This is a genomic window from Vibrio sp. 1978, from assembly GCF_033344345.1.
The window spans coordinates 1-562 of sequence record NZ_JAWPOP010000838.1 but is presented as its reverse complement, the minus strand read 5'-3'; the positions used below and the strand labels follow the sequence as shown (position 1 = coordinate 562).

At 47.3% G+C, this 562-nt stretch carries 1 protein-coding gene; it reads right to left on the bottom strand.

Annotation, left to right across the window (positions count from 1 at the left end; all coding sequences use genetic code 11):
- Positions 1 to 562: nucleoside/nucleotide kinase family protein (locus tag R8N49_RS29395; RefSeq protein ID WP_318190731.1), on the bottom strand; the 562-nt coding region annotated here is incomplete at both ends.

The window sequence follows — 562 nt, the reverse complement described above, 5'->3', positions numbered from 1 at the left end:
ATCTACATTTACGGCATCTGAGTTTAAATAAAACGCTAATGCGGCTTCTGGTGCGGTGCCACCACGAATCTTACGGTTTACTAAGCGTTCTTGCAGAAACTCAGGCTGTGTATCGACGAAGACGGTAAAATCTGCCAAACGATGCAGTTCATTCCACACCGGTTCATTAAGCAGTAACCAATTCCCCTCAACCACAACAACATTGCGATTCACTAAAATGGCGTCGTCGACTGGATCATGCAAATTGCGGTCGTAGTATGGCCATTTTGGATCTTTCACTTTGAGCTGTTTGAGCTTGTCGATAAGCTCCGTCAGATTAAATGTTTGATAGGCCCCCTTAATACTGCGCAGAGACACGAGCTCGCCATCTCGTTCAATCGTATTGTTGTCGAGGATCTCATTTGGATAATGGAAACCATCAAACGGCAGCACTTGTAAAGGCTCTTGGCTTTCATCTTGTTCCGACAGGTATTCCCAGAACGCAGCGAGTGTCGACTTGCCGCTGCCCGGAGGGGCACACAAGAACACCACTATGCGTTCCTGCTTCTCATGATAGAGGCGA